The organism is Pseudomonas sp. A-B-19 (assembly GCF_019947515.1).
Lineage (GTDB): Bacteria > Pseudomonadota > Gammaproteobacteria > Pseudomonadales > Pseudomonadaceae > Aquipseudomonas.
The window spans coordinates 1-24016 of sequence record NZ_JAGYGN010000026.1; the positions used below are offsets into that span (position 1 = coordinate 1).

The window sequence follows — 24016 nt, forward strand, 5'->3', positions numbered from 1 at the left end:
CCGGGTCGGCGGTGGGCTGGCCTTTGGACTCGGTGCCATCGAAAACTTCGACCTTCTGACCTTTGCTCGCGGTACCGGTCAGCGTCACGCTGGTCTCGACCGTCAGGCCGGCGTTGGGGATTTCGACCCCGCTTGGCGAGCCTTTGACCGAGGTGATGGTCGGCGCGACGACCGCCGTCACGGTCAACGTCCGCGCCGCTGACACCTGGCCCGAACCATAGAGCGCTTTGGCCGTGAAGCTGTGGGCCGCCACGCTCAGCCCCGTCACCGGAAGGCTCCAGATCCCCGTCGCCGGGTCGGCGGTGGGCTGGCCTTTGGACTCGGTGCCATCGAAAACTTCGACCTTCTGACCTTTGCTCGCGGTACCGGTCAGCGTCACGCTGGTCTCGACCGTCAGGCCGGCGTTGGGGATTTCGACCCCGCTTGGCGAGCCTTTGACCGAGGTGATGGTCGGTGCGACGTCCGCCGTCACATTCACGCCCCAGGCAGGCGACGCCATTCCGGAACCATAGCTCGCGGTGGCAACAAAGCTGTGCGCGGCCAAGCTCAGCCCGGTGCGGGTCGAAGTCCAGCTCCCGTCGGGTCCGACATCGACCGTCTGCGGCGAAGCGCCATTATCGGTAATGATCACCTTCAGGTTCGGCGTCGCCTTGCCGGTCAGAATCACCGTGGTATCGACGGTCGTGCCGCCGTTGGTGATATCCCGCAACTGGGAATCGGTGACCTTGTCGATACTCGGTTTGACCTCCTTACCCACATATAACCCCAGTATCCCCGAATAACTGTATTGACCCGTCGCCGCACGCAGGAGCGTGTAGCGAACCTCGACCTGCTGATCCAGATTCGGCGTAATGAACTGTTCGTCGATACGAAAATCCACCGGTTTACCGGCGATGACAGTGGTGATCGGTATCCAGTCGCTGGTACTGCCGGCGGCAGTGGGCCCGCGCCAGTAGTAAGTCAGCTCATCGCCTGCCGCTGTCCCCAGGTAACCAATGCGCAAGGTGGCGGCGCCAGATATCCATTCCGGGTCAAGAAAATCATCCGGAGCTTCCACGACCTTGGGCGCCGGCAACTCGGCACGAATGCGCTCGACGCTGAAGAACGCATGCTCGGACTCACTGACGCCATAGAGCCCCCCCGACTTATCATTGGAGACCAGGTAAAACAGATTGAGCTTGCCGTTTTCGAGCACCTTGATGTGCTCTTCCGTCACCGTAATCGTGATGACTTTTCCGACTTCGCCATCGCTGACGAGGCGAGGTGTTTCATGCAGGTAGGGATCACCGTTGGGTTTGGTTCCCAGCCAGACCAGATTGATCAGGTCTCCTCCGTTGATGAGGTCGCTAGGCCCGATGTCCACTGTCGCCACGCGCTCATCAGATTCCAGTGTATCGCCTATGACTTCGCGAATGGTTGGCGCCGGCAATAGCGAGACGACACCGACCACATTGGCAAAGGTGCGTTTGGATGACAGCGGCGGGCCACCATCTTTTTTGGTCAACACATAGGAAACATCCGCCTTGCCCATGGCAATGGCGCGAACATCGGCGTTCGGCACCATCAGCTCAAGGACGCTCGGAATATTGCCGATGGGCGTGGGCTCGCTACGGTGGACCAACTGCTCGCCATGAAACGGCGTACCGATCCAGGTCATCACTACGGTATCGCCAATATCGAAATCGTCCGTGCGGACATGAATCTGTACCGTGACGTCGGCTTTGCCCAGCGAGATCAGATCGATCACACCATTGATCGACTCCTTGATAATCGGCTGTTCCAGACGCCAGGCACCGGCATCAACCAATACGCTGGTGCTCAAAGAGCGCTTCTGGCACCAGTTCCAGACCTCATCGTGCATCTCATACTCTACCGTCAGCGCCTGACTGTCCCCCCCAGCGAGAATCGCCTCCTGATCGGCGACAATGATGATGGGGTCGGTGCCATCGACCTGTCTTTGGGTGATCACATGAGCAGCCAGGCGCACACTGCCCCACCATACATAAAGGACATCGCGCAGATGGATACCCGGATAGCGCGGCACGGTCATCGGCACACCTTTTTCCGCCCATTCGGCGGTGACGCCGTTCTGAATCACATCATCCGGCAATATGACCGGTTTGAGCTCCGAGTGACCGGGCTTGTGAGGCTCCTTATCGTACCCACCCGGCTCGTCGAGCTTGACCAGCAGCCGTAACGGCACCGAAGGGTCATCGGGTGTGGTCGCGCCCTTGCGGGTCAACTGGTAATAAACTTTCTCGACCCAACCGGGCTTGATCGGATCGGTGGGCAGATAGAAATAGAGGCGCTTTTTAACTTCATCCTCTTCCACCTCTTTGTGCCAGACCTTCAGTTCATCCCAGTAAGTATCGAGCTGATCCCCAGCTTGCATGCCATTGTACGGATCGATGACACCCAGCACGCCTTCGGGATAGTCGCTCATCACGGCAATGTTGATACCGCCATCGCCATCCACCACGGGCCGGGTCATGCCCGCAATAAACAATGGCCGGAGCGCGAAAAGTTCAAGGCCGGTGCCGGGCTCGAACAGAGGAAACAGAAGGGGATTGAAAGTGCTCATGGACGCAGTTCCTGCCTTGGAATAATGGGCTTATTTAAGGCGCATCCATACAGGACTGACTACTGTCAGAAATAACAGGTTGCGGGGGGATTCCGACGAATGGTGGAGTTGATGGGCTGAAAGGCCTTTTTTGGGTGTTACCTACACAAAAGCAAACGCCCCGAACAAGTCGGGGCGTTTGCTTAGGCCGCCTTCAGCGTGTTTTCACACAGTCTACTTCACGGCCTTGATTGTGTAAGTGCGGATCGGGAACGTGACTGCCTTGCTCTCTTCCGAGGTGCGGTCGAAGGTCACCTTTAACTCGACGCGCAGCGTGGTGTCGTGTTTGAGCAGCTCCAGATCGCGCCTGAGCAGCGTCTTGCGCAACCCGTTCGCCGCCTCGGAGGCGGTCACCCCGGAGGCGGTCCACAGCACGATGGTGTGCGCCGTGCCGTCCTGCTTGGTGCCATGGCAGCGCAGCCAGACATTCTGTCCCGCAGCAATCAAGGGCCAGATCGCCACTGTGATGAGCGCATCACCGGTGAACGTGGTCAGGTCCAGCACGTCGCCGCTGGCCTGCGTGATCGCCGGCGCCGGCAGGTTGGCATCGTCATCGGCAATCGGCAGCACCGTCAGCGTAAGCGGCAGCGAAGGTATTGGCGCAGCGTCCCCGCGGATAAACCCGTAGACCACGGCCACCGACTTGCCGAGGTGGAAAGCCACCACGCTGTTGGGAATGGGGACCTCCAGACCCTCGCTGACGGGCCTGGGCGTGGATGTGTGCGAGCCGCCAGCCGGTATACCGGCAAAGGCGAGCCACGCGACGAACAACCGATCATCGGGCCGCAGCGGTGCATTGGCGGGCACCACCACGGTCAGGCGGTCCTTGGCCTGGATCGGATTCAGCGTGTCACCGCTGGCCTCCTTCACCGTCGGCGGGTCCATCTCCAACGCCCCCCCCACACTGAACTCCAGCGGATTCGAATAACTTGTCCCACCCGCCGCCCGCTCGATGAAGTATGAGGCCGACACTGTTCCGCCTTCGTTGCCCTTGATCAGTTCCGCCTTGATGCTGAACGGCACCGGTTGGCCCGCGGTGAACGAGCTCAGTTTTACCCAGTCGCTGGCCTTGCCGGTCTTGGAGCCGACCCACTCGTAGATCACCTTGTCATCTTTAACCGTCTTGGTGTAAGTCACCGTCAGCGTAGTTTCCGGCCGGTTCGGGTCGAGCACGCCATCGACCACCCCCGCCACTTCCGGCTCGGGCAATTCCAGTCGCGGTTCACCGACCTTCAGCAGTGGCAGGTGCAAGGATTCGCGGATGGCGTGGGTGGCATTGACCCGGTTCATGGTGCCCAGCACGGCGTCCTCAATCAGCAGCTGGTAATACAGTTCCAGCGTGCCGCCCTTGATGGCCGCGAGATGTTCGCCCTCAACCGTGATGAACAGCGATTCACCGGCCTCGATATCGCCATTGCTGATCGGGCGCAGCCCGAGGTCGGGCAGGTAGGTGCTGAAGTCCGGCCGGGTGCCGAGCCAGAACAGCTTGAGCGCCTGGCCGGCGGCGAAAGAGCCGTCGAAGGGGATCTCGATGCGCGTGCGCGGCAATTCCGGGTCGATGGCGCCTTGCTGGGCGTCTTCGGCGATCGGTGCCTTGAGGCGCTGGACTTCGCCGATGACCCGGACGAATTGCCCCTTGGACGGCAGGTCGGGCGTGCCATCGGCTTTTTTCAGGCGATAGGAAAACACTACCTGGGTTTTCGCCAGTTGCTTGAGCACGGCGTTGGGCACTTTCAGTTCGGGGATGCTCGGGATATTGGTCAGCGGCTCGCCTTCGATCTCGAGGTCGACCGGTGTGCCCTCCATCGGGGTGCCCCTGACTCGCAGGACGATGATATCGCCCGGCTGGAAGTCGTTGCTCACGGCCAGGATTTGCGCCGTGGCATCTGCGTCACCCAGCTTATCGACGTCGAGAACGTTGTTCTGGGCTTCCTTGACGATCGGTGCGCTCAGGCGTGTCTGGTCGACGCCGACCACCACCCGCTGCTCGGCGCACCAGTCTTCGGAGCGGTTGTCGACCACGTCGTAGACTTCGAAGGCCACCGCCAGGCCACTGCTGTCGGAATCCCCGGCCGCGCGAATCGTCGCTTCATCGATCTGTACGACGATGGGGGCCGTGCCATCGACCTGGTCCTGGGTCAGGGGGTCGCTGAGCACGAACAGACCGCCCCAAGTCACCTGGATCACATCGCCGACAGCGATGTTGGGGTAAGGCAAAATCGTGATCGGCACCCCGGCCGCGACGTTGTCCTTGTCGATGCCTCCGTCGAGGATTTCCTTGGGAATGGTCATGTGCAGCTCGGAATGGCCGGGAGTATCACCATTCTGGTCCTGGCCAGCGGGCCGGGTGAGTTTGACGAAGACCTTCATGACCTCGGACGGCTCAGGCGCACCACCCAGGCGCGTGACGTTGTACGACACGTTATGGGCACCGTCGGCGATCCGCTCCGCCGGGATGAACATCGTCAGCTCGGTATCCTTCTCTTCCTGATCGACGGTCTCCTGCTTCACCTGGTTGTCGTCGCCCCAGAAAATCCTCAGCGTGTCGCCTACCCCCATATTCCCCCAGGGCCCGGCCTGGCATTGCAGGCCATGGCGCGGAAAGTTGTCGAGCGCGGCGGCGATGTTGATGCCCCATACGTCGGGGGATACCGGCCCGGTGCGGCCGGGGATCTTCAGTTCACGCAGGATCAGCACGCTGCTGTCTGGGGAGATTGGGGTTTGGCTGCTCATGGGTTGACTCCTGTTGCGGATGGGGGGCGGATGGCGTTATTTACGCCCGCGACAGGGAGGGTTGGCTACTGTCAGAAATAACAGGTAGAGGTGGATTTCCGATGAGTGGTAACAGATGGAAGTTCTGTTAATTGACCTGTCATGTTTCCCTCCTGCGACTCCTGTTAGCCGACCAATTTTTACCCCCGCGGTTAACAAAACATAACGTGGCGTCGATTGTCAGACATGAAAAAACACCGATAGGATAAGCCAGCTTCCGAAGGGGCTCTGGATTGCGGGTTTCAGGACCATGCTCTGAAACAACCGGTCCAGACACGCACCCTTGCGGCGCCCAGAAAGGTTGAACGACCTAACAATAATAATGGGAGAAGGTCTATGAGTGAGGCTGTCATGGGTGTGGGTATCTGCCGCCCGCCGGCACTGCGCAAATTCGCGTTGCTGGCTACAGCGCTCTCGCTGTTGGGCTTTGTCACGCTGTCGGCACCTGCGCAGGCTTCGGCGGCGCCAGCATCCGACGTTGTTTATTCCATTGAATCTGCCAAGGCTGCCAAAAGCCTGATGCTCGATGTCGTCCACGCCGGCAAGCGCCTGGTGGCGGTCGGGGATCGTGGGCACATCCTGTATTCCGATGACCAGGGCGCCACCTGGACCCAGGCCAAGGTTCCGACCCGGGCCCTGCTGACGTCGGTGTTCTTTGTCGACGACAAGCACGGCTGGGCCGTCGGTCATGACGCGCAGATCCTCGCCAGCGAGGACGGCGGCGCGACCTGGACCAGGCAATTCGAAGATTTGAAACGCGAATCGCCGCTGCTCGATGTCTGGTTCAAGGACGTCAACAGCGGCTTTGCCGTGGGCGCTTATGGTTCGTTGATGGAAACCACCGACGGTGGCAAGCATTGGGAAGACGCCAGCGACCGCCTGGACAATGAAGACCAGTACCACCTGAACGCGATTGCCGCGGTCAAGGACGCCGGGCTGTTCATCGTCGGCGAGCAGGGCAGCATGTTCCGCTCCGCGGACTGGGGGCAGACCTGGGAGAAACTCGAAGGTCCGTACGAAGGCTCGCTGTTTGGCGTGATCGGTACGGCGCAGCCCAGTACGTTGCTGGCCTATGGACTGCGGGGCAACCTTTACCGTTCCACGGACTTCGGCAGCAACTGGGCGCAAGTCGAGCTCAAGGCAGAACGTGGCGACTTGGAGTTCGGGCTGTCCGGCGGCACGCTGCTCGACGATGGCTCGATCGTGATCGTCGGCAACGGCGGTTCGGTGATTCGCAGCAGCGACGCTGGCGAAACCTTCAAGGTGGTCAATCGTGCGGACCGTATTTCCGTCTCGGCAGTGACTGCGGCAGGCAATGGCAATCTGGTTCTGGCCGGGCAGGGCGGCGTTCGCGTCACCTCGCCAAGCGGCACCGAGCTTGGCAAATAAAAGCAGGCAAATGAGCCAGGTCAATAATAAGAAGGCGGAGCTATGACTTCCTTGAGTACTCATCACCAGGACAAGGCGACGTTCCTCGAGCGCCTGATCTTCAACAACCGCCCGGCAGTGATCACGATCTGCCTGCTGGTCAGCATTTTCCTGTTCTGGCAGGCGACGCTGATCCGTCCGTCCACCAGTTTCGAAAAAATGATCCCGCTGGAGCATCCCTTCATCCAGAAGATGATGGAGCACCGCAACGATCTGGCGAATCTGGGTAACACCGTACGGATCTCGGTGGAAGCCACCAATGGCGACATCTTCTCCAAGGAGTACATGGAGACCCTGCGTCAGATCAACGATGAGGTGTTCTACATTTCCGGTGTCGACCGTTCCGGTCTCAAGTCGCTGTGGAGCCCGAGCGTACGCTGGACCGAAGTGACGGAGGAGGGCTTCGCTGGCGGTGAGGTGATCCCGCAGAGCTACAACGGCTCCCAGGCCAGCCTCGATATGCTGCGCAACAACGTGCTCAAGTCCGGCCAGGTCGGGCGCCTGGTGTCCAACGACTTCAAGTCGAGCATCGTCGACATTCCGTTGCTGGAGTCCTACCCGGACCCGCAAGACCAAGGCAAGCTGCTGGCGCTGGACTATCGCCAGTTCTCCCACGAGCTTGAAGACAAGATCCGCACCAAGTTCGAAGTACAGAACCCGAATGTGAAGATCCACATCGTCGGTTTCGCCAAGAAAGTCGGTGACCTGATCGATGGCCTGGTGATGGTGGTGATGTTCTTCGGCATCGCCTTCGTCATTACCCTGATCCTCTTGCTGTGGTTCACCAACTGCCTGCGCAGTACCGTCGCCGTGTTGAGCACGACATTGGTGGCAGTGGTCTGGCAACTGGGCTTGATGCACTTCTTCGGCTTCGGGCTCGATCCTTACTCGATGCTGGTACCGTTCCTGATCTTCGCCATCGGTATTTCCCACGGCGTACAGAAGATCAACGGGATCGCCCTGCAATCGAGTGAGGCAGACAACGCCCTGACGGCGGCGCGTCGTACTTTCCGTCAATTGTTCCTGCCGGGGATGATCGCGATCCTCGCCGATGCCGTGGGTTTCATCACGCTGCTGATCATCGATATCGGCGTGATCCGTGAACTGGCCATCGGCGCATCCATCGGCGTGGCGGTGATCGTGTTCACCAACCTGATCTTGCTGCCGGTGGCGATTTCCTATGTCGGCATCAGCAAGCGTGCGGTCGAACGCAGCAAGAAAGACGCGGTGCGCGAACATCCGTTCTGGCGCCTGCTGGCGAATTTCTCCAGCGCCAAAGTCGCACCGGTGTCCATTCTGCTGGCGCTGATCGCCTTTGGCGGCGGACTCTGGTACAGCCAGAACCTGAAAATCGGCGACCTCGACCAGGGTGCCCCGGAGTTGCGTCCGGACTCGCGTTACAACAAGGACAACAACTTCATCATCAACAACTATTCGACCAGTTCCGATGTGCTGGTGGTGATGGTCAAGACCAAGGCCGAGGGGTGCTCGCGCTACGAAGCCATGGCGCCAATCGACGAGCTGATGTGGAAGATGCAGAACACCGAGGGCGTGCAGTCGGCGATTTCCCTGGTGACTGTGTCCAAGCAAATGATCAAGGGCATGAACGAAGGCAACCTGAAATGGGAAACCCTGTCGCGTAACCCTGATGTGCTGAACAATTCCATCGCCCGTGCTGACGGCCTATACAACAACAGCTGTTCCCTGGCGCCGGTACTGGTGTTTCTCAACGATCACAAGGCCGAGACCCTGGATCGCGCGGTGCATGCGGTGCAGGAGTTCGCCAGGGAAAACAACAAGGAAGGCCTGGAGTTCATCCTCGCTGCCGGTAACGCCGGGATCGAAGCGGCCACCAACGAGGTGATCAAGAAGTCCGAGCTGACCATCCTGGTCCTGGTGTACATCTGCGTCGCGGTCATGTGCATGATCACCTTCCGTTCCTGGGCGGCGACCTTGTGCATCGTGCTGCCGTTGGTGCTGACGTCGGTACTCGGCAACGCCCTGATGGCCTTCATGGGCATCGGTGTGAAAGTGGCGACCCTGCCGGTCGTGGCGCTCGGGGTGGGGATCGGCGTGGACTACGGCATCTACATCTACAGCCGTCTGGAAAGCTTCCTGCGAGCCGGCCTGCCGCTGCAAGAAGCGTACTACCAGACGCTGAAGTCCACCGGTAAGGCGGTACTGTTCACCGGCCTGTGCCTGGCCATCGGCGTGTGCACCTGGATCTTCTCGGCCATCAAGTTCCAGGCCGACATGGGCCTGATGCTGACCTTCATGCTGTTGTGGAACATGTTCGGCGCGTTGTGGCTGTTGCCGGCACTGGCACGGTTCCTGATAAAACCAGAGAAACTGGCGGGGCAGAAGGGCAACTCGTTGTTCGCTCACTGATCCTGGCAAAAACAGAAAAGCCGCAACCAGGGTTGCGGCTTTTTTTTATGTGCGCCAGGTCAAAGTTTCAAAAACAGTTTTTCGTCAAGCGGCGGCTCGATCAGTGCTTTTTTCAGGTTGATCACGGTGGCGTTGTCGGTGGCGGCTTGTTGCAGCAAGTCTCTGTAGGTCAGGAAGCGCTGCGCCGGGATCTTGATGTGCGCAAAGCTGTAAGCAGCCCGCGGCCTATCAGCGGTTGGGTAATGGAAGTGCGCGTACCACAAGACGTTCGGACTGTTCTTTTCCCGTACTGAATACTCGGTGAGATAGTCACCGGTGGCGAGATGTTTCAGTCGGTTCACCAGATTGATATCCACAAAACCATGTCGCCACAAGTAATCGATCTTCTGGGCCTGGGGGCGTTGCCGTTTATAACCTTCGGCGCAGTACTGATGGCCCAACGTGATAGCCTGTATGGCCTCTTCGTGCAGGGTCTTGCTCAACAACTCGGCATCGGCGCCATCGAGCCCTTTGGCTTCCCGATGCAGGGCTTCGAGTTTTTCAGCGTGACGCGTCAGCATATCGTCCCAGTCCAGTGGATCGATATTTTCCAGTCGTTTCGGATCGTTCAATTTTTTCTGTTGAAAACGAATCGAATGCTCGATATCCACGCGCTTGGCGATCAATTCCTGGTGCTCTTTCCTGAGCGTGGTCAGTGATCGTGAAGGTTGTGGCGCCACAGGTTCGGCTTCCACCGGCGCTTGGGGGAGCTGCTCGACATAGACGCCTTCTTCGGGATGTTTGTGGAAGGTGGCTACCACCTGATCATTGGTCGGATTGCGAATCTCGATGAAGTCACCGGTCTCGCCTTGTGGGGCAGGGATCTGATCGCCAACCAGTGTGCCTCTGTTGCGGGTCTTGAATACCCGCTTTGTAGCTGAATGCCTTCGCTGTGGTTTGGGAACCTTTATTTGCGCCGGAACATCGGCCTCAGAACGAATCAATTCTGCCAGATCGGCTTCAGCATTGCCGATCACTTCACTGATGCGTGCGATGAAGCGTTGCTGGAAGTCGACTCGATCGGGACTGAATTTCATTTCCAGCATGTCCTGACAGGCGACGAGCGAAAGTTTGTAGCGGTCGATGATTGCCGATAAAGCCTGCTGGCTTTCTGCCGGGGTGAAACCTTCGGTGTTGCGCAGGTTCATGTGGGAAATGGTGGTCTCGTTTCTCAGATCGGCCAGTTGCAGGTCAAACAGGTATTCCTCCTGGGCATCCATCAGTTTGCTGCGATCGAAGATCAGCCCCCTGAGCAGCTCCAGGCTATCGATGAGTGCGTTCATCCTGTCGGCGACCTGGGGCCGGTCCAGAAGTTGCGCCAGCCTTCGATGTTCGGCTCGACCCGCCGGAAATTGGTCCAGCTCGCCGTATAACCAATCCAGCCTTGTGACCAGGTCAATGGTTCGTTCCTTGCTCTCCAGCCTGGCCTTGAAGAGTTCGAATGACTCCTGGCCAGTGGGAATGCCTTCCTCCCTTTCGGACGTCTCACGGGCAAACAGGGCTTGGATCGGCTCACCCTGAGGCGTAATCGAAGGTTTTTCCACCTCCAGCCCGAAGCCCATCGCATAAACATACCCGGCCGCAACTCCGGACAGCAGGTCGGCTTGCCGTCTGGGATGGTCGACAGCAGGATCCAGGGGCTGGCTTTGGCGGCTGATCTCAACCAGCCCTTGACTGGTCTGTTCGATTCGCTCGGTGATCCGGGTGAGCAGTTCACACTGGATGTTGCCCGCTCGATTGAGATCGGCATAGGCCCTGCTGGCCTGTTCGTGTCGTAGCTTGGCGGCTTGATAGTGTTCCGCTTGCGCCTGTCCCAGCGCTTCCCATGCCATTTGCAGATTCCGCGAAGTGGGCTTGATCTGGCTGATGGTTTCGTTCAGACCAGCCCGTGCCCGCGCGGATTGTTCAAGTTGACGCTCCAGTTGTTGTTCCAGCGCCGGTCTGTTGAGGTTGATCACGTCCAGCTGACGTTGAATCTCCTCCAGCTTGGCCTGACGTCGGCTTTTCGGCCCTCCGCCTTTCAGTTTCAATCCGCGATCCAGCCGCCAATGGCCCTGGCCATCGCTGGTGAGTTTGAAACCCGGATGGTCAGGGTGGGAAGCGTCGACCAGATACACCTCGCCGAGACCGGGCACGATACTGACCTGGAACAGCAGCCCGGCAGTGCTTGCATGCCAGACACCATCGATGTGATACAGGCCTTTGAACGGACCACTCGTGACTGCGGCCGGCATCTTTTCGGGCCATGGCACATGAAATTCGAGCAGGGCGTTGAGCAGCTTGTCGGTGGCTTTGGGGCTGGCGGTGGAGCTGATGAAGTCCAGCGCTGTATGGTCACCACCCACGGGCTCCCCCGGCAAGGCCACAGCCGCGAGATCGATCCGTATATCCGCACGTTCCGCAAGAGGGGATGCCAGGCGCCAGGGCAGGAGGGACAGCTCGGTCTCGTCTGGGGCTGGTCGAGGCAACGGATCCTGTGTCGCGCCGGTTGCAGGCGTGATGTGCAGCAGTACCATCGCGGTGTTCAGCAGCAAGTCGATCAAGGCCAGCTCACGGGTCTTGGGGTCGTTGCTGCCTAGCCCGTCGAGGTCCTTTTCCAGGCTGTCGATCAGCACAAGCATCCAACCGGCGAGCATCAGCGGCCCGCGAACCAGTGGCAACAGCAAGGTGTTGAACAGCAACCCGGCGCCCTTGAGCAGGACTTCCCAGCGGCTTTCGGCGTTGGACACCGACTCAAGGTCGGCCAAGTCCACAAGGGTTCGGGCATGACTGGTGAATAGCTCGAAGAGGATTTTCCCTTCCTGCAACGACAGGAGCAATGCTTCGGCACCTTCATTGCCGGCCAAGGCCGCTGGCGCGGGTTTGCGCAACAGGTCGTACTCATCACCTATGTGAAAGTGGAGGATATGGGGCTCCTTGAACCCGCCATTGGCATAGATACCCCGCGCCCGGTCGGGCAACCAGGTCAGGACGCTATCTTGTAGCTCGCCGGGCTGCGCGACAGCGTCCAGGAGGGCACTGCGGGTGGGGAACTCGATCAGGGACTCGCTGTACTGCGGGCGATAGAGAATGTGCGGGCCGACATCCAGATTCTTGGGCTCGATGACAAACATGTCTACGACGGTGTCCGGTTCTGCACCGGGTTTGCTCTGGAACGCAAGGGGGCGTAGTACGATGTCTTGCTCGTCGACTTTCCGGTCGACCGGGGTTTCACCCATCAGGGCGGCCACGTAGCGGTGACCCTTGGCCGTGAAGCCAGACTGTTTGCGAATCTTGCACTCAAGCGCCCGCATGGGCAGTTGCACCCGAAGCTGACGGGTGTACAGCGCGGCCCGGCGCTGGGCATCCGGGGAACCGGAAAGCAGCAGTTCGCTGATTTTTTGTGGGTAGACCTTGCCGATGTCGACCCGCTGTATCAGGCCCCGGCTGCCCAACAGGTAATCTTCATTGAGCCATTGCGGCGGTGTCAGGCCGCGCTTATGGGAAACGGTCATTCGCCCACCGGGTTTGCCGGCCAGGTTCTTGAGGGCCAGGTCGGTCAGGGACATGCGTACGTGCTCGATAAAGCCGGCTCCGCCGGGATAACCGGCAGCGACTGCAAAGTCCAGCTCCAGCTCGTTGGGGTCGTAGTCGGCTGTCTGGCCGTGATCGACCTGCATTTGTGCTTGCAGGGCGTGGCGGCTGAAGGTGTTGATGTCGTCCAGTCCTTCATTGAACGAACGGCCCTGACTTTGCGCAGTGACCTCGGCCAGGTTCAACAGGTACTGGCGATAGGCAAAGCGATCGGTTGGCGAGGCATGTTGCAGCCAGTCTGGCAGTTGCGAGTGCAACTGCTTGAGCAGCGCATTGTTATTCTCGGGAGCTTGCGTAAACAGGGTCGAGGGGTCTGTGAGAATGTCCAGGCGCCGCTCCAGGTCCTCAAGGTCGTGTGCGGTATCGGCCTTGAAGGTTTCCAGGTCATCGAGCTGTCGGTTGAGAGTCAGGCCGGCCTGCAATTCGAAAAGATTGCCGTCGGGTTCATAGCGTTTCCAACCGATGCGCTCGACCAGAAACTGTTGTTGCATCCTCCGACTCCAAACGCCGCTGAAGTCTTCCAGGGAGTCGAATGCATCGACGCGCCCGTCAACGTGGCACAGCAAGACATTCTTTCCGTGTGCCAGCAGAATCTCCGGCCCCAACCGACGTATCTGGCGCTCGCCCTTGCCGAGCGTGGTTTCCAGGAACCAGGCGTGAATGGTGTACGCCGCCTGATCCAGGCGCTCCATCCGATCCGGTCTGGCGGCCACCAGTGACAACATCCGGCGCTGATCTTCGCTCAGATCCGAAGGCAACAGGGCGGTCACCTTCAACTGGCTGTTGAGAAAATCACCGAGCCATTGCCAGTGGCTGGTGCCGCTTTCGTCGGTCTGGTTCCAGTAATCGGCCAGGGCCTGCTGGTAATCGATGTACAGCGTGAGCGGGAGCTGGGCAATGATGCGTGCAATGACTTGCATGTCTACATGGGGCGCAGTGGGGGTGTCCAGACGCGAAGGTGGTTTCAGGGTCAGGAAAAACGGCCGCGAATCGCGCGGCGTGAAGTCAGTTGGGGCAGGGGCCAGCAAGTGTTCGATGGCGACTTGGCACAGCGGCTTGAGTGTCCAGCCTCCCGTCGGCTCGGGACTGGCAAGTTTGATCTGGGTCGGGTCGACATTCAGGCTGGGGTAATGTTCTTCCAGCCGCTGGCGCAAGGCATTGCCGAGCACGGAAGCAACGGTCGGGCGCTGGGCAAATCGACTTCGGACCGTTCGGGCGGGCAATTCGCTGAAGGCTTGGGATACTACGGGGGCAGTCGGGTCGGGCATGGCGAAATCCTTTTCGTGTTCGAGACCATCGCCCTCATGGGCGAGTGATACCGGGACCGAATTCTTCGGTCCTGTACAGGAAAACGCATTATTTCACCCCTGGTGTGCCAACCGGTGATGGCATCTGGTTACAAGGTTTGACCGAGTACGCTGCTCAAGGCACTGCGCGCATCGTCCAGTTGCACCAGCGTCGCATGCCGCGCGCCCAATGCATCACGATTCTCGATGGCGGTCAGGATTGCCTTGTGCCGTGGCAGCGCCAGTTCATGCAGGTTCGGCCGCTGGTTGGAATGCTTCAAGGCTTCGGCGATGGCCACCGAGAGCATGTTGCACAGGTTGGCCAGCAAGTCGTTGTGCGTGGCATCGGCGATGCGGCTGTGGAAGTCCAGGTCTGGCTGCAACAGCGCTTCCGGCGTCGGTGCGGCTTCCATGCGCTGGTAGGCCTCACCGATGGACGCGATGTCCGCCTCAGTGGCGAATTGCGCGGCGAGGGCGGCAGCGGCCGGTTCGATGATGCTGCGCACGCTGGTCAACAAATCAAAGAATTGATTTTGCGGACTGCTCTGCATCAACCAATGCAGCACGTCCGGATCGAGCATGTGCCAGTCCTTGCGCGGCTTGACCACGGTTCCGACCCGCGGACGCGAATACACCAGGCCTTTGGCAACCAGGACCCGGGTGGCTTCACGCAGTACCGGCCGGCTGACTGCATATTCTTCGCACAACAGGGCTTCGGCGGGCAGTTTGTCGTCCGGCAGGAAACGTCCCGAGACGATCTGCATGCCCAGTTCCTGGACGATGCGCGAGTGCATGCTTTTGCGGTCGGAGGGTTTGCGATAATCCATGGGGAACGACGCGGTCCTGTGCGAATAGATGTCGCGCATGATAGCAGGCGCGGCACAAACTTGAGGCAAGGATAAGTCATTGTAGGAGCTGGCTTGCCAGCGAAGACGGAGTGTCAGCCACATCATTACTGACCGTTAAACCGCTTTCGCTGGCAAGCCAGCTCCTACAGGGAGGTGGTAGAGTTAGTGCGAGTGACGCGGTACTTCGGCGCCACGGCAACCGACCAGGAAGTCGAAGTCGCAACCCTGGTCCGCTTGCAGCACATGATCGATGTACAGCTGACGGTACCCACCGACAATCAGGTTCTGTGGCGGTTGCAGGTCAGCCATCCGCGCGGCCAGTTCGGCGTCTGGAATATCCAGGTGCAAGCGGCCGCTGGCGCAGTCGAGCTCGATCCAGTCGCCTTCTTTCACTGCGGCCAGCGGGCCGCCCGCAGCGGCTTCCGGGGCGACGTGCAGGACAACGGTGCCATACGCGGTGCCGCTCATGCGCGCGTCGGAAATGCGCACCATGTCGGTCACGCCCTGGGCCAGCAGCTTGGCTGGCAGGCCCATGTTGCCCACTTCGGCCATGCCCGGATAACCCTTCGGCCCACAGTTTTTCATCACCAGGATCGAGTCGGCATCCACGTCCAGTTCCGGATCGTTGATCCGCGCCTTGTACATGTCGAAGTTCTCGAACACCACCGCGCGCCCGCGATGCTGCATCAGCTCGAGCGTGGCGGCGGACGGCTTGAGTACCGCGCCGAGTGGCGCCAGGTTGCCACGCAACACACAGATGCCGCCATCGGCACGGATCGGGTTGTCGAGGGTGCGGATCACTTCGTCCTCGCCATAGATCGGCGCGTCTTTGGTGTTCTCGCCGATGGACTTGCCGTTGACGGTCAAGGCGTTCGGGTTCGGGATCAGGTTGGCTTCGCCGAGGCGCCGCAGCACCGCCGGCAAACCTCCGGCGTAATAGAACTCTTCCATCAGAAAGCGCCCGGACGGTTGCAGGTCGACGATGGTCGGCATGCCGCGACCGATACGGGTCCAGTCATCCAGGTCCAGCTCCACGCCAATACGCCCGGCGATGGCTTTCAGATGGATCACTGCGTTGGTCGAACCGCCGATGGCGGCATTGACGCGAATGGCGTTCTCGAAGGCCTCTTTGGTCAGGATCTTCGACAGCTTCAAGTCTTCGCGCACCATCTCTACGGCCCGCATGCCGGACATGTGCGCCAACACATAACGACGCGCATCCACGGCCGGGATCGCCGCGTTGTGGGGCAGGGAAGTGCCCAGCGCTTCGGCCATGCAGGCCATGGTCGAGGCGGTGCCCATGGTGTTGCAGGTACCGGCCGAGCGGGACATGCCGCCCTCGGCCGCGAGGAAATCGTCGATGCTGATGGTGCCGGCCTTGACCTGTTCGCTGAGCTGCCAGACCACGGTGCCGGAGCCGATGTCCTTGCCTTTGTGCTTGCCGTTGAGCATCGGCCCGCCGGTGACCACGATGGCCGGCACGTCGCAACTGGCGGCGCCCATCAGCAAGGCCGGGGTGGTTTTATCGCAACCGGTCAGCAGCACCACGCCATCGATCGGGTTACCGCGAATCGCCTCTTCGACATCCATGCTCGCCAGGTTGCGGGTCAGCATGGCGGTCGGGCGCAGGTTCGATTCGCCGTTGGAGAACACCGGAAACTCCACCGGGAAGCCCCCGGCCTCGATCACCCCACGTTTGACATGCTCGGCAATCTGGCGGAAATGCGCGTTGCACGGGGTCAGTTCCGACCAGGTGTTGCAGATGCCGATGATCGGCTTGCCATGGAACTGGTGGTCGGCGATGCCCTGATTCTTCATCCAGCTGCGGTACATGAAGCCGTTCTTGTCGGCCGTGCCAAACCATTGGGCGGAGCGCAGGGTGGGTTTCTTATCAGACATGATCGGTTCTCTTATTGTATGACTATATTGTTCGAGCTGAGGCGTAACATAAGCGCAAATTGTGTGCTTTGGAAGTGTTGTTGAGTAAATAGTATTACTATATAGTCCGCTCAAACGGAGGGATGGCCCTGGCGAGTTTTTCGCGAGAGGCGTCCCCCGAGGTTCCATAACAACAACAATCGGAGACCGATCTCATGAGCCAGGAACTGCGGCTTATCCGTCGCATCACACTGAAACTGATTCCCTTCCTGATCCTGCTGTACCTGATCGCCTATGTGGACCGCTCCGCGGTGGGCTTCGCCAAACTGCACATGGGCGCGGACATCGGCCTGGGCGATGCCGCCTACGGTCTTGGCGCCGGGTTGTTCTTCATCGGCTACTTCCTGCTGGAAATCCCCAGCAACCTGATGCTCGACCGCTTTGGCGCACGGCGCTGGTTCGCGCGGATCATGGTCACCTGGGGCGCCATCACCATCGGCATGGCCTTCGTCCAGGGGCCGAGCAGCTTCTATGTGATGCGCTTTTTGCTTGGCGCCGCCGAAGCCGGGTTCTTCCCGGGCGTTCTGTACTACATCACCCAATGGTTCCCGGTGCGCCATCGCGGCAAGATCCTCGGGCTGTTCATCCTGTCGCAACCCATCGCAATGATGATCACCGGCCCGGTGTCCGGTGGCTTGCTGGGCATGGACGGTGTGTTGGGGCTGCATGGCTGGCAGTGGCTGTTCATCGTCATCGGCACCCCGGCGATCCTGTTGACCTGGCCGGTGCTGCGTTACCTGCCCGACGGCCCGCAACAAGTGAAGTGGATGGACCAGGCAGAAAAGGACTGGCTGAGCACCGAGCTGAAAAAGGACCTGGACGCCTACGGCCAGACTCGCCATGGGAATCCGCTGCACGCCCTCAAGGACAAACGCGTCCTGCTGCTGGCGCTGTTCTACCTGCCGGTGACCCTGAGCATCTATGGCCTGGGCCTGTGGCTGCCGACCCTGATCAAGCAATTCGGTGGCAGCGACCTGGTGACCGGTTTCGTTTCCGCAGTGCCGTACATCTTCGGGATCGTCGGCCTGCTGATCATTCCGCGCAGTTCCGACCGCTTGAACGACCGCTACGGCCACCTCGCCGTGCTTTACGTACTGGGTGCGATTGGCCTGTTCCTCAGCGCCTGGCTGGCGGTGCCGGTGCTGCAACTGGCGGCGCTGTGTCTGGTGGCGTTCGCACTGTTTTCCTGCACCGCGGTGTTCTGGACTCTGCCGGGCCGCTTCTTTGCCGGCGCCAGTGCAGCGGCGGGGATCGCCTTGATCAACTCGGTGGGCAACCTCGGTGGTTACCTCGGTCCATTCGTGATCGGTGCACTCAAGGAATACACCGGCAACCTTGCATCCGGTTTGTATTTCCTCTCTGGAGTGATGGTGTTCGGCCTGATTCTGACTGGCGTCGTCTATCGCTTGCTGGAACGCAAACACGTCCTGCCAGCCGATCAATTTGCGGCAAGTGCACGTGGGGCTTCCCGCACCTGACACGATACGGACCTGTAGGAGCTGGCTTGCCAGCGAAAGCGCTGGGTCAGCCAGCATAATGTTGGATGTTCAATCGCATTCGCTGGCAAGCCAGCTCCTACAGGGGTTCTGCGGTGATTTGAAGTTTTGTTTTACAGGAGAAATTTCATGCATTTGGTTCAGTTCGAATTGAGTAACGGCGAACGCCGCGTCGGCGTGGTCGACAACGGCCTGGTCCGTGAAGTGCAGGACGCGCGCAGCGTTCGCGATCTGGCGTTGGCGGCGATCGAGGCGGGCGCCAATCTTGAGCAGCAGGTGCAAAGTCTTGGTCTTGGCATCAGCCACGACTACGCCGAACTGCTGACACAACGGCGCATTCTGCCGCCCCTGGACCATCCGGACCCGGCGCACACGCTGGTCAGCGGCACGGGCCTGACCCATCTGGGCAGCGCGTCGGCCCGGGACAAGATGCACCAGCAAAGTGGCGACGAATCGGCGATGACCGACACCATGCGCATCTTCAAATGGGGCGTGGAGGGTGGCAAACCGGCGGCGGATGAAGCCGGTGTGCAACCGGAATGGTTCTACAAAGGCGATGGCAGCATCGTCGTCAGGCCTGGGCAGCCGTTTCCCCTGCCGCCGTTTGCCGAGGACGCCGGTGAAGAGCCGGAGATCGCCGGCCTGTACGTGATCGGTCACGACGGCCAGCCGTATCGCCTGGGTTTTGCCGTGGGCAACGAGTTCTCCGATCACGTCATGGAGCGCAAGAACTACCTGTATCTGGCCCACTCGAAACTGCGCAGTTGCAGCTATGGCCCGGAACTGCGGGTGGGCGAATTGCCGCAGCATCTGGCGGGTACCAGCCGCATCCTGCGCGACGGCGAGGTGCTGTGGCAGAACGAGTTCCTCAGCGGCGAGGCCAACATGTGCCACAGCCTGGCCAACCTCGAATTCCATCATTTCAAGTACAGCCAGTTCCTGCGTCCGGGGGATGTGCACATTCACTTCTTCGGCACCGCGACCTTGTCCTTTGCCGACGGCATTCGCACGCAACCGGGTGATGTATTCGAGATCACCCAGGCCGAATTCGGCGCGCCATTGATCAACGGCATCGCACCGGTCGCAGCGGCTTTCGAACCCGGCACCGTCGGTACACTTTGAGGACTTACCTATGACCCGGATTCTTGGTCACAACTACATCGGCGGCCAACGCAGCGCCGCCGGCAGCGTCAAATTGCAGAGTGCCGATGCGACGACCGGCGAGGCCTTGCCCGGCGATTTTTATCAGGCGACAGCGCAGGAAGTCGATGCGGCGGCCAACGCGGCGGCGGCCGCGTACCCGACCTATCGCAGCCTGAGCGCGGAGCGGCGGGCGCAGTTCCTCGAGGCCATTGCCGATGAACTGGATGCCCTGGGTGATGATTTTGTCGCCGTGGTCTGCCGCGAAACGGCGTTGCCTGCAGGCCGGATTCAAGGCGAGCGTGGACGTACCAGCGGGCAGATGCGCCTGTTTGCCAAAGTCTTGCGTCGCGGTGACTTCTACGGCGCACGGATCGACCGGGCATTACCGGAGCGTCAACCGTTGCCGCGCCCGGACCTGCGTCAGTACCGCATCGGCCTCGGGCCGGTGGCGGTGTTCGGTGCCAGCAACTTTCCCCTGGCGTTCTCCACCGCCGGCGGCGATACGGCATCGGCATTGGCGGCCGGCTGCCCGGTGGTGTTCAAGGCCCACAGCGGTCACATGGCCACGGCCGAGCGGGTAGCCGATGCGATCATTCGCGCCGCCGAGAAAACCGGGATGCCGGCCGGGGTGTTCAACATGATCTACGGCGGTGGTGTCGGTGAGGCGCTGGTCAAGCATCCGGCGATTCAGGCGGTGGGTTTCACCGGCTCGCTCAAGGGTGGCCGGGCCTTGTGCGACATGGCCGCGGCCCGTGCGCAACCGATTCCGGTGTTCGCCGAGATGTCGAGCATCAACCCGGTGATCCTGTTGCCCCAGGCCCTGGAAGTGCGCGCAGAAAGCGTCGCGCGCGACCTGACCGCATCGGTGGTCCAGGGCTGCGGTCAGTTCTGCACCAACCCAGGCCTGGTGATCGGTATTCTCTCGCCGCAGTTCAGTGCGTTCGTGCAGCAGGTCGCCGGGCTGATGGGTGATCAGCCAGCGCAAACCATGCTCAATGCCGGAACCTTGAGCAGCTATGGCAAAGGTCTGCAAAAACTGCTCGCGCATCCGGGCATCGAACACCTCGCCGGCAGCCCGCAGCAAGGCAATCAGGCCCAGCCGCAGCTGTTCAAGGCGGATGTCAGCCTGTTGCTCGACGGCGATGACGTCTTGCAGGAAGAAGTCTTCGGCCCGACCACGGTGGTGGTTGAAGTGGCCGATCATGCGCAACTGACGGCCGCCTTGAATGGCCTGCACGGCCAATTGACCGCCACCCTCATTGGCGAGCCGGAAGACTTCGAACAGTTCGCCGGGCTGACGGCCTTGCTGGAACAGAAAGTCGGGCGAATTCTGCTCAATGGCTATCCGACCGGTGTGGAAGTCTGCGACTCGATGGTCCACGGCGGACCGTACCCGGCAACGTCCGATGCCCGCGGTACCTCGGTGGGTACTCTGGCCATCGATCGCTTCCTGCGCCCGGTGTGCTTCCAGAACTATCCGGACAGCTTGCTGCCGGATGCGCTGAAGAACGGCAATCCGCTGCGTATCCAGCGACTGGTGGATGGCCAACCATCCCGCGAGGCACTCTAGCGGCTGACCACAATCCCTGTAGGCGCGGGCTTGCCAGCGAAAGCGGTGTGTCAGGCGACTTGTTTGTCGGCTGAATAACCGCATTCGCTGGCAAGCCAGCTCCTACAGGGGAGGTGGTGCATGAGCTATCATTGCGTCTTTCCCATTCAAAGACTGATTGCCATGAATTCCCCAACCGACACCTTGCTCACTGCCCTCGAACACTGCGGAATGGTGGAAATCGATGGTTATCATGCCTTCGAGTTTTCCTTGGACGAAGACGATAACCTGCATATCGAATGCATGGACGGTCGAAAGGCACTGCACTGGGAGTTCACCCCGGCACAGATCCAGGCCGCGAGCTTCGACACCTCGCTGCAAAGCTGGTTGATCACCGGTGACTCGGGTGAACACCGTTTGGTGTGCGTTGGCGATGTCGTCAGCGGTGACAACGAAGATGATGACCAGGGCGATGCGTAACCTCTGGCCACTGTTGATGGCCGGCAGCATCGGCGCCATGGGCGTCCAGGTCGCAAACGCCGAGGACTATCAACTGCTGGTGGGCTCCTACACCGCCGGTCAAAGCCAGGGCATCTACGGCCTGGCGTTCGACAGCCGTACCGGGCAGATCGATGCCCGGCCCCTGCAAGTGATCAACAGCGAAAACCCGTCGTGGCTGACTCTGTCGAAGGACCAGCGACACCTGTTCGTGGTCAACGAAAACGGCCCGGGCCAGACTGATCCGGTCGGGCGCGTCAGCAGTTACGCCATCAATCCCAAGAGCCATGCGCTGAGCCTGATCAGCCAGGTACAAAGCCTGGGCAATGAGCCGACCCATTCCAGCCTCAGCGTCGATGGCAGCCATCTGTTCGTCAGCAATTACTCGGTGGCCGAAGACCCGGGCGGCACCCTCGCGGTGATGCCGGTGACGGCCGATGGCAAGCTCAAGCCGGTGGTACAGATGAGCAGCCACCCGGCGAGCCGGGTCAATCCCGAGCGCCAGGCCTCGGCCCACGTGCATTCGGCCATTCCGTCACCGGATGGCCAATACGTGTTCGCAATCGATCTTGGTGCCGACAAGGTGTTTGCCTACCGCTTCGACCCCAAGGCCAACCCCGAACTGCCATTGACTCCGGCCACCCCGGCATTCGTGCAGCTGCCGCCCGGTAGCGGACCACGTCATCTGCTGTTCAGCGCTGACGGCAAACACGCCTGGCTGACCATGGAAATGAGCGCGCAAGTGGCAGTGTTCGATTACCACGACGGCCGACTCGAACAGACGCAGATGGTCGATCTGGCTGCCGGGCAACCGGTTTCAGGCAAGGCTGCGGCGGCGTTGCATGCCTCGGCTGACGGCAGGTTCCTCTACGTCAGCAACCGTGGCACGGCCAATCAACTGTTGGTGTTTGCCATTGATCCGGCGACAGGCCACCTCCGTGAACTGCAACGCCGAACAGTGGAGGGCGATCATCCGCGGGAATTCAGTCTCGATCCGAGCGGCAAATTCCTGTTGATCGCCAACCAGAAGAGCAACCAGATTGTCGTCGTCGAACGCGATGCCAGGACTGGTCTGCTGGGCAAGACCGTGCAAAAACTGCCGATGGACGCCCCGAGCGACCTCAGGTTTCTGCTGCGTCAATAGGCCGCAGGCCCCGGTAGATGGGGCCTGCCTGCTTTTATCAATGGCGCTGATATCTGGTACTGCTACAAAGCATTTCAAGGCACGAACCCTCGAAGGTTAAGTTTGCTTCACGGCCCCACCGGGCAAGCAAGCCAACTGAATCCGAGGAATACCGCCATGAACTTCAACATCTTCTCTGTCATCGCCGCTTCCGCCATTTCTGCCACCGTTGCGCTGCCAGCCAGTGCCAACGTTGAAATCAGCGACAAAAGAGCCCACACCCAGAGCTACACCCAGAAGTACCTGCAACAGAGCGCCAACTTCTACGCCGCACTGGATCACAAAACCCAGGCCTGAGCGTTCACCCCCTGCCTTTATGCAGGAGCGAAGTCACTGATGACCGAAGACACTTGTGTCGAAAACGATCAGAGTGATGTCGCTCCTGCATAACGCATCTGCGACAGCATCAAATTGCCATCAATGTCGCGCTTGATATCATATGGCCATGCGTTTAAATTGACGCTGATTTTTTGACTCCTCCTCACGGCAAGGATCGGCAGCATGGTGACGCGTCTGGCATTGGTTGTTCTTTTTCTCTATTCCACCCCCATTCTGTCGGCAGCTGAGCCTGTTCCGGGTGAGCCGGATGCTGCCCGCGAGCGCTTGATAAGTTTTCTTGAAGACTGAAATAGACTGGCTTAATGATCAATGAAGCTGATGGTCACTATGGATAACCCTGAGTGGTTACCCAGGCTTTTTTGATCGATTCTGTGGGCATTGAAACATGCCTGCGGAGAACATCATGGCCAGCGCAATTCTCACTTCTGCCAAACACGGCGCCTATATAGCGATCGGTCTTTACCTCGCCATGGTGCTGCTGGTCAGCCTTTCGCCGCAGGCGCAATCCACCTTCGAAGCACCGATTCAGGTCGCTCATCCCGGTATCCAGTTTGAACACCGTGCGCAAAACGCGAGCGTCGATCAGGCTGAATTCGCGGGAGTCGTCGGCGCATGAAAGGGCACAGACTCTGGGTCATCGCCTTCCTGGCGTTCATGACCAACGGATCCTCCCTGTTGGGGATCGGCCAGGGCTCGGCAGGCTCGGTGGCACGGACCATCGAAGCCAACCACAACATTGCCCGCAACATCGAAAACGCCAGTGCCCAAGGCATGCTGACCGGCAATCCGCCGGTCAGGACAGAAGGGGTGGTGTTCGGGCCGTTCCAGGTGGATTGCTCGGCGATCGGGATGTGTGAGGTGTTGGCCTGAATTCTGCTGTCGATGATGGCCTTTTGTGGCGAGGGGCTTGCCCTAA

General features: G+C 60.2%; 15 protein-coding genes and 1 pseudogene. 11 read left to right on the forward strand and 5 right to left on the reverse strand.

Going from position 1 to position 24016, the window contains the following annotated elements:
* Both KGA81_RS23650 and KGA81_RS23655 read right to left on the reverse strand, forming a co-directional pair.
* Positions 1-2581, reverse strand: a pseudogene (locus tag KGA81_RS23650) (hypothetical protein); the annotation flags it as partial.
* Between the two features lie 213 nt (positions 2582-2794).
* Complete coding sequence (locus KGA81_RS23655; protein WP_223549012.1) at positions 2795-5353, reverse strand: hypothetical protein; 2559 nt, start codon at positions 5351-5353, stop codon at positions 2795-2797.
* A 375-nt stretch (positions 5354-5728) separates the two neighbouring features.
* Here KGA81_RS23655 and KGA81_RS23660 point away from each other — a divergent pair, with 375 nt between their 5' ends.
* Together KGA81_RS23660 and KGA81_RS23665 are read left to right on the forward strand one after the other, a co-directional pair.
* Positions 5729-6781 carry a YCF48-related protein gene (locus tag KGA81_RS23660; protein ID WP_223549014.1) on the forward strand — a complete coding sequence of 351 codons (1053 nt, stop codon included), beginning with the start codon at positions 5729-5731 and terminating at the stop codon, positions 6779-6781.
* Between the two features lie 42 nt (positions 6782-6823).
* Positions 6824-9208: an efflux RND transporter permease subunit gene (locus KGA81_RS23665; protein WP_223549016.1), complete on the forward strand. Its 2385-nt coding sequence runs from the start codon at positions 6824-6826 to the stop codon at positions 9206-9208.
* Between the two features lie 59 nt (positions 9209-9267).
* Here the strand turns inward: KGA81_RS23665 and KGA81_RS23670 are convergent, their stop codons facing one another.
* The 3 genes from KGA81_RS23670 to KGA81_RS23680 form a co-directional block, all read right to left on the reverse strand.
* Positions 9268-14088 carry a dermonecrotic toxin domain-containing protein gene (locus KGA81_RS23670; protein WP_223549018.1) on the reverse strand — a complete coding sequence of 1607 codons (4821 nt, stop codon included), beginning with the start codon at positions 14086-14088 and terminating at the stop codon, positions 9268-9270.
* 128 nt (positions 14089-14216) lie between these two features.
* On the reverse strand, positions 14217-14933 hold the full coding sequence (locus KGA81_RS23675; protein ID WP_223549100.1) for a FadR/GntR family transcriptional regulator: 717 nt from the start codon (positions 14931-14933) through the stop codon (positions 14217-14219).
* A gap of 183 nt (positions 14934-15116) precedes the next feature.
* On the reverse strand, positions 15117-16853 hold the full coding sequence (locus KGA81_RS23680; RefSeq protein WP_223549020.1) for an IlvD/Edd family dehydratase: 1737 nt from the start codon (positions 16851-16853) through the stop codon (positions 15117-15119).
* 194 nt (positions 16854-17047) lie between these two features.
* On the opposite strand from KGA81_RS23680, the gene KGA81_RS23685 reads away from it, so the two are divergent.
* The 9 genes from KGA81_RS23685 to KGA81_RS23720 all read left to right on the forward strand — a co-directional run bounded on the left by KGA81_RS23685 (position 17048) and on the right by KGA81_RS23720 (position 23970).
* Complete coding sequence (locus tag KGA81_RS23685; protein ID WP_223549023.1) at positions 17048-18370, forward strand: MFS transporter; 1323 nt, start codon at positions 17048-17050, stop codon at positions 18368-18370.
* Between the two features lie 147 nt (positions 18371-18517).
* On the forward strand, positions 18518-19510 hold the full coding sequence (araD1, locus tag KGA81_RS23690) for an AraD1 family protein (RefSeq protein WP_223549024.1): 993 nt from the start codon (positions 18518-18520) through the stop codon (positions 19508-19510).
* Positions 19511-19520: 10 nt separating this feature from the next.
* A complete protein-coding gene (locus KGA81_RS23695; protein WP_223549027.1) occupies positions 19521-21101 on the forward strand; it encodes an aldehyde dehydrogenase (NADP(+)) in 1581 nt (526 codons plus the stop codon).
* A 120-nt stretch (positions 21102-21221) separates the two neighbouring features.
* Positions 21222-21560, forward strand: coding sequence for a DUF5629 family protein (locus KGA81_RS23700; RefSeq protein WP_223549028.1), 339 nt, complete (start codon positions 21222-21224; stop codon positions 21558-21560).
* Complete coding sequence (locus KGA81_RS23705) at positions 21553-22722, forward strand: lactonase family protein (RefSeq protein ID WP_223549031.1); 1170 nt, start codon at positions 21553-21555, stop codon at positions 22720-22722. The genes KGA81_RS23700 and KGA81_RS23705 overlap by 8 nt, the downstream gene beginning before the upstream one ends.
* Positions 22723-22878: 156 nt before the next feature.
* Positions 22879-23058 (forward strand): hypothetical protein, encoded by a 180-nt coding sequence (locus KGA81_RS23710; protein ID WP_150758164.1) that lies wholly within the window; start codon positions 22879-22881, stop codon positions 23056-23058.
* 204 nt (positions 23059-23262) lie between these two features.
* The gene (locus tag KGA81_RS30025) at positions 23263-23388 is read left to right on the forward strand and encodes a hypothetical protein (protein WP_263293444.1); all 126 of its coding nucleotides are present in this window, start codon (positions 23263-23265) and stop codon (positions 23386-23388) included.
* 115 nt (positions 23389-23503) lie between these two features.
* The gene (locus KGA81_RS23715; RefSeq protein WP_223549033.1) at positions 23504-23716 is read left to right on the forward strand and encodes a hypothetical protein; all 213 of its coding nucleotides are present in this window, start codon (positions 23504-23506) and stop codon (positions 23714-23716) included.
* Entirely contained in the window at positions 23713-23970 is a 258-nt protein-coding gene (locus KGA81_RS23720; RefSeq protein ID WP_108215863.1) for a hypothetical protein, read from the forward strand. Before KGA81_RS23715 ends, KGA81_RS23720 begins: the two co-directional genes overlap by 4 nt.
* Positions 23971-24016: the final 46 nt, after the last annotated feature.

Excerpts from the sequence above, each read along its gene's own strand:
- KGA81_RS23655 (WP_223549012.1), bottom strand. The coding sequence starts at position 5,353 with ATGAGCAGCCAAACCCCAATCTCCCCAGACAGCAGCGTGCTGATCCTG.
- KGA81_RS23660 (WP_223549014.1), top strand. The coding sequence starts at position 5,729 with ATGAGTGAGGCTGTCATGGGTGTGGGTATCTGCCGCCCGCCGGCACTG.
- KGA81_RS23665 (WP_223549016.1), top strand. The coding sequence starts at position 6,824 with ATGACTTCCTTGAGTACTCATCACCAGGACAAGGCGACGTTCCTCGAG.
- KGA81_RS23670 (WP_223549018.1), bottom strand. The coding sequence starts at position 14,088 with ATGCCCGACCCGACTGCCCCCGTAGTATCCCAAGCCTTCAGCGAATTG.
- KGA81_RS23675 (WP_223549100.1), bottom strand. The coding sequence starts at position 14,933 with ATGGATTATCGCAAACCCTCCGACCGCAAAAGCATGCACTCGCGCATC.
- KGA81_RS23680 (WP_223549020.1), bottom strand. The coding sequence starts at position 16,853 with ATGTCTGATAAGAAACCCACCCTGCGCTCCGCCCAATGGTTTGGCACG.
- KGA81_RS23685 (WP_223549023.1), top strand. The coding sequence starts at position 17,048 with ATGAGCCAGGAACTGCGGCTTATCCGTCGCATCACACTGAAACTGATT.
- araD1 (WP_223549024.1), top strand. The coding sequence starts at position 18,518 with ATGCATTTGGTTCAGTTCGAATTGAGTAACGGCGAACGCCGCGTCGGC.
- KGA81_RS23695 (WP_223549027.1), top strand. The coding sequence starts at position 19,521 with ATGACCCGGATTCTTGGTCACAACTACATCGGCGGCCAACGCAGCGCC.
- KGA81_RS23700 (WP_223549028.1), top strand. The coding sequence starts at position 21,222 with ATGAGCTATCATTGCGTCTTTCCCATTCAAAGACTGATTGCCATGAAT.
- KGA81_RS23705 (WP_223549031.1), top strand. The coding sequence starts at position 21,553 with ATGCGTAACCTCTGGCCACTGTTGATGGCCGGCAGCATCGGCGCCATG.
- KGA81_RS23710 (WP_150758164.1), top strand. The coding sequence starts at position 22,879 with ATGAACTTCAACATCTTCTCTGTCATCGCCGCTTCCGCCATTTCTGCC.
- KGA81_RS30025 (WP_263293444.1), top strand. The coding sequence starts at position 23,263 with ATGGTGACGCGTCTGGCATTGGTTGTTCTTTTTCTCTATTCCACCCCC.
- KGA81_RS23715 (WP_223549033.1), top strand. The coding sequence starts at position 23,504 with ATGGCCAGCGCAATTCTCACTTCTGCCAAACACGGCGCCTATATAGCG.
- KGA81_RS23720 (WP_108215863.1), top strand. The coding sequence starts at position 23,713 with ATGAAAGGGCACAGACTCTGGGTCATCGCCTTCCTGGCGTTCATGACC.